At 58.0% G+C, this 5,430-nt stretch carries 3 protein-coding genes; 2 read left to right on the forward strand and 1 reads right to left on the reverse strand.

Annotated elements, in window-relative coordinates:
- Positions 1-116: 116 nt before the first annotated feature.
- On the reverse strand, positions 117-2,732 hold the full coding sequence (pepN, locus tag FT726_RS25865; protein ID WP_346303697.1) for an aminopeptidase N: 2,616 nt from the start codon (positions 2,730-2,732) through the stop codon (positions 117-119).
- A 245-nt stretch (positions 2,733-2,977) separates the two neighbouring features.
- On the opposite strand from pepN, the gene pncB reads away from it, so the two are divergent.
- Together pncB and asnS are read left to right on the forward strand one after the other, a co-directional pair.
- On the forward strand, positions 2,978-4,183 hold the full coding sequence (gene pncB / locus FT726_RS25870) for a nicotinate phosphoribosyltransferase (RefSeq protein WP_288422710.1): 1,206 nt from the start codon (positions 2,978-2,980) through the stop codon (positions 4,181-4,183).
- A 155-nt stretch (positions 4,184-4,338) separates the two neighbouring features.
- Positions 4,339-5,430: asparagine--tRNA ligase (gene asnS, locus FT726_RS25875; protein WP_346303698.1), on the forward strand; the 1,092-nt coding region annotated here is incomplete at its 3' end.

Consider the following 5,430-nt stretch of genomic DNA (forward strand, 5'->3'; position numbering starts at 1 on the left):
GAACAGGTGCGCATAAATGCGCACCCTACGGGATCGTGCATCGTTGCCATTAATGGTAATGAAACACGTACCGTGCGTAATCCGTGTAGGGTCGCCATTCATGGCGACCTGAGTGATTACGCGTTCAGCGCTTTGGTGATCTTCTCGTACAGATCGCCGGACAGATTCTCCAGCCCCTGCAGCGTTTCCAGCGCCTTGCGCATCAGCGCCTGACGTTCGGCATCATAACGCTTCAGACGAATCAGCGGCTCAATCATGCGCGCTGCCACCTGCGGGTTGCGGCGGTTGAGATCGGTCAGCATCTCCACCAGGAATTGGTAGCCGCTGCCATCTTTGGCGTGGAAGGCTGCCGGATTGGCCGAGGCAAACGCGCCAATCAGTGAACGGATGCGGTTCGGGTTACCCATGGTGAACGAGCGATGCGTCAGCAAGCTACGTACCTTGCTCAGCACGTCAGCCGCCGGGCTGGTGGCCTGCAACATAAACCACTTATCCATCACCAGACCATCCTGATGCCAGCGCTCGTCGTACGCCGCCAGCAGCGCATCACGGCACGGCAACTGCGCCGCCACCGCCGCTGACAGCGCGGCCAGCGCGTCGGTCATGTTGCTGGCTTTGTCGTACTGCGCCTGCACCAGTTTGCTGGCCTGCTCCGCGTCCGCAAACGCCAGATAGCTCAGGCAGACATTCTTCAGCGCGCGCTTGCCGATCTCGGCATGCTCGACTTTGTAGTCGCTGCTCTGGCTGGCGAGATACACCGCATAGAATTCATCGCTCAGCTCATTCGCCAGCGTGCGCACCAGCGCCGCGCGGACTGCGGCAATCGCCAGCGGGTCGATCACCTCGAACAACTCGGCGATCTCATTCTCTGACGGCAGCGACAGGATCAGCGCCATCAGCGCCGGATCGCCCTGCTCATCCAGCAGCACCGCGCGGAAAGCATCGGCGACGTGCAGCGGCAGCGACAGCGGCTGGCCCTGCTGGTGGCGCGCCACGTTGAGGCGGATATACGTCGCCAGCAGGCTTTGCGCGGCATCCCAGCGCGAGAAGTCGTTGCGCGCGTGGCGCATCAGGAAAGTCAGCTGCGCATCGCTCCATTTATAGTCGAGCTTCACCGGTGCGGAGAATTCCCGCAGCAGCGACGGCACCGGCTGGAAATAGACGTTGTCGAAAATGAAGGTCTGGAACTCGTCGGTAACGTTCAGCACGTGATGAACCGGATGACCGTTGTGCTGCAACGGAATGACCTTGCCTTCACCGTCATACAGTTCGATATCCAGCGGAATGTGCAGCGGCAGCTTCTCTTTTTGATCGGCGGTCGGGGGCGTGTGCTGCGTGACGTGCAGCGTGTACTGCTCCAGCTCCGGGTTGTAGTCATCACGCACCGTCAGCACCGGCGTGCCCGACTGACTGTACCAGCGGCGGAATTGTGACAAATCGACGTTGGAGGCATCTTCCATCGCCTGCACGAAATCATCACAGGTGGCGGCGCTGCCATCGTGACGCTCGAAATAGAGCTGCATCCCCTGCTGGAACTGCTCTTCACCCAGCAGCGTGTGCAGCATGCGAATCACTTCAGAACCCTTCTCATACACCGTCAGGGTGTAGAAGTTGTTCATTTCGATCACCTGATCCGGGCGGATCGGATGGGCCATCGGGCTGGCATCCTCGGCGAACTGCGCGCCGCGCATCACGCGCACATTATCAATACGGTTGACCGCGCGCGAGCCGAGATCGGAGCTGAACTCCTGATCGCGGAAGACCGTCAGACCCTCTTTCAGGCTGAGCTGGAACCAGTCGCGGCAGGTCACGCGGTTGCCGGTCCAGTTGTGGAAATATTCGTGACCAATCACGGCTTCAATGCCGAGATAGTCTTTGTCGGTGGCGGTTTCCGCTTTGGCCAGCACGTATTTGGAGTTGAAGACGTTGAGGCCTTTATTCTCCATCGCGCCCATGTTGAAGAAATCCACCGCGACGATCATAAAGATATCGAGGTCATATTCGAGGCCGAACCGCTCTTCGTCCCATTTCATGCTGGCTTTGAGCGATGTCATCGCCCAGTCCGCGCGGTCCAGGTTGCCGCGATCGACAAAAATTTCCAGCGCCACGTTACGGCCGGAACGGGTGGTAAAGCTGTCACGCAGCACATCGAAATCGCCGGCGACCAGCGCAAACAGGTAGCAGGGTTTCGGGAACGGATCCTGCCATTTCACCCAGTGACGCCCATCCTCGTGCTGACCGCTCTCCAGTTTGTTGCCGTTGGACAGCAGGTACGGATAGCTAGCCGCGTCGGCGATCAGGGTGGTGGTGAAGCGCGCCAGCACGTCCGGGCGATCGAGATACCAGGTGATATGCCGGAAGCCTTCGGCTTCACACTGGGTGCAGAGCGCCTCGCCGGATTTATACAGCCCTTCCAGCGCGGTGTTTTTATCCGGATGGATTTCATTAATGATGGTCAGGGTAAAGTTGTCCGGCAGCTGGCTGATGATCAGTGCGCCCTGCTCTTCGCGGTAGTGCGGCCACGGATTGCCATCCACCGCCAGCGACAGCAGCGTCAGCGCCTCACCGTCCAGACGCAGTTCAGCCTGCTGCGCGCCAAGGCGTTTTACCTGACTGACGGCGGTGACGCGCGTGGTCGCCGCATCAAGATCAAACGTCAGGTCGATATCGGTGATGGTGTAATCCGGCGCCCGGTAGTCGTGGCGATATTTAATTTGCGGCTGTTGCGTCATAAATCCTTCTCGCATCGTTAATATAGTCAACCCTCAGAGTCTAAGCGGGTTGCGCCCGGGTTGCCACGCACAATGCGTGCGTTGCGCCAAAAGTCTACAATTCATTAACAATGGCACAAATGACCCTCGACCTGTCACCTGCAATTATGGTGTGATCGCGGTGATTACTGTTTTATACTCCTGCGTCTTTATGACTTTGTTGAATACCGGGCTCTGCTCCGCGGAAGAGGATGCTGAAACGCACCATGACTGGACACGCTTCCCCGATTTTGACCACGCTGCTTGATACCGATGCCTATAAGCTTCACATGCAGCAGGCCGTTTATCATCGTTACTACGATGTCCCGGTAACGGCAGAATTTCGCTGCCGCAGCGATGAGCAGCTCGGCCAGTATGCCGACGCCATCCGCACGCACATTACTGCCATGCAATCTCTGGCGCTGAGCGATGACGAATATCGTTACCTCAGCAGCTTACCGTTTTTCCAGCAGGATTATCTCGACTGGCTGCGCCAGTTCCGCTTCGATGCCTCGCAGGTTGAGGTGCGCGACGATCACGGACATCTGCGCATTCAGATTCGCGGCCCGTGGCGTGAAGTGATTCTGTGGGAAGTGCCGCTGCTGGCGCTGATCAGCGAAGTGGTACACCGTCACCGGACGCCGGAAAGCGGCGCGGAACAGGCGGTGGCGCATCTGCAGCAGAAGCTGGTGCACTTCCGTGAGCAGGTGGGCGATCTCGATATGTCGCGCTTCCAGCTGATGGACTTTGGCACGCGCCGTCGTTATTCGCGCGCGGTGCAGGAAGCGATTGTCACCACGCTGAAAAACGAATTCCCGTGGCTGCTGGGCACCAGTAACTACGATCTGGCGCGCCGGTTGCAGCTTAACCCGGTCGGAACCCAGGCACATGAATGGTTCCAGGCACATCAGCAGATCAGCCCGGTACTGGCCAACAGCCAGCGCGCGGCGCTGCAGTCGTGGCTGGATGAGTACGATAACCAGCTCGGCATTGCCCTGACCGACTGCATCACGATGGACGCCTTCCTGCGTGATTTCGGCCCCGGTTTTGCCCATCGCTATCAGGGCCTGCGCCATGATTCGGGCGATCCGGTGGAGTGGGGAGAAAAAGCCATTGCGCATTATCAGCGGCTGAATATCGATCCGCTCAGCAAAACGCTGGTGTTCTCCGACAATCTCAACCTCGATAAAGCGCTGGCGCTGTATCGGCATTTCGGTCAGCGCGCGAACGTGGTATTTGGCATCGGCACCCGCCTCACCTGCGATATTCCCGGCGTCACGCCTTTGAATATCGTGATCAAACTGGTGAGCTGCAACGGTAAACCGGTGGCCAAACTCTCCGACAGTCCCGGTAAAACCATCTGCCAGGATAAAGCCTTCGTGCGCGCCCTGCGCAAAGCCTTCGACCTGCCGCTGGTCAAACGCGCCAGCTAATTGGCCTGAGCAGGGTGCCTGCGCCCTGCTCTGCGCCAGAAAATCTCTTTATTCTCCGGCAATTTTGCTTGTTTCCTGGTGGCTCGCAAGTAACATAGCTAAACCCCGGAATGGGGCTTATTTCACTCCATCTTCATTTATATAGAGAGATTTTTATGAGCGTAGTGCCTGTAGCGGATGTACTGCACGGCCGTGTCGCGGTTGACAGTGAAGTCACCGTACGTGGTTGGGTACGTACCCGAAGAGATTCCAAAGCCGGTCTTTCCTTCATCGCCGTTTATGACGGTTCCTGCTTTAATCCCGTTCAGGCCGTCGTCAATAATTCTCTGAATAATTATCAGGATGAAGTGCTGCGTCTGACCACCGGCTGTTCGGTGATCGTCACCGGTAAAGTGGTGGAATCGCCGGGTGAAGGCCAGGCATTCGAACTGCAGGCGACCCAGGTTGAAGTCACCGGCTGGGTGGACGATCCGGATACCTATCCGATGGCGGCTAAACGTCACAGCATCGAATACCTGCGCGAAGTGGCGCACCTGCGTCCGCGCACCAATATTGTCGGTGCCGTGGCGCGCGTACGTCATACGCTGGCGCAGGCGCTGCATCGCTTCTTCCATGAAAACGGCTATTTCTGGGTCTCCACGCCACTGATCACCGCCTCTGACACCGAAGGTGCTGGCGAGATGTTCCGCGTTTCAACGCTGGATCTGGAAAACCTGCCGCGCGACCCGCAGGGCAAAGTCGATTTCGATAAAGACTTCTTTGGTAAAGAGGCTTTCCTGACCGTTTCCGGCCAGCTGAACGCCGAGACCTATGCCTGTGCGCTGTCCAAAGTGTACACCTTTGGGCCAACGTTCCGTGCCGAAAACTCGAATACCAGCCGTCACTTAGCGGAATTCTGGATGCTGGAGCCGGAAGTGGCGTTCGCCACGCTGGACGATGCAGCCGCCCTGGCGGAAGCGATGCTGAAGTACGTGTTTAAAGCGGTGCTGGAAGAGCGCGCAGATGATATGGCGTTCTTCGCCGAGCGCGTCGACAAAGAAGCCATCGCCCGTCTGGAGCGCTTCATCACCACGGATTTCGCCCAGGTAGACTACACCGACGCCGTCAACATCCTGCTGAAAAGCGGCCAGAGCTTCGAGAACCCGGTGTCATGGGGCGTCGATCTCTCTTCCGAACACGAGCGTTATCTGGCGGAGAAACACTTTAAAGCGCCGGTGGTGGTGAAGAACTACCCGAAAGATATTAAA

It is taken from the genome of Pantoea sp. Morm (assembly GCF_016643525.1).
GTDB classification, from domain to species: Bacteria; Pseudomonadota; Gammaproteobacteria; order Enterobacterales; family Enterobacteriaceae; genus Pantoea; species Pantoea dispersa.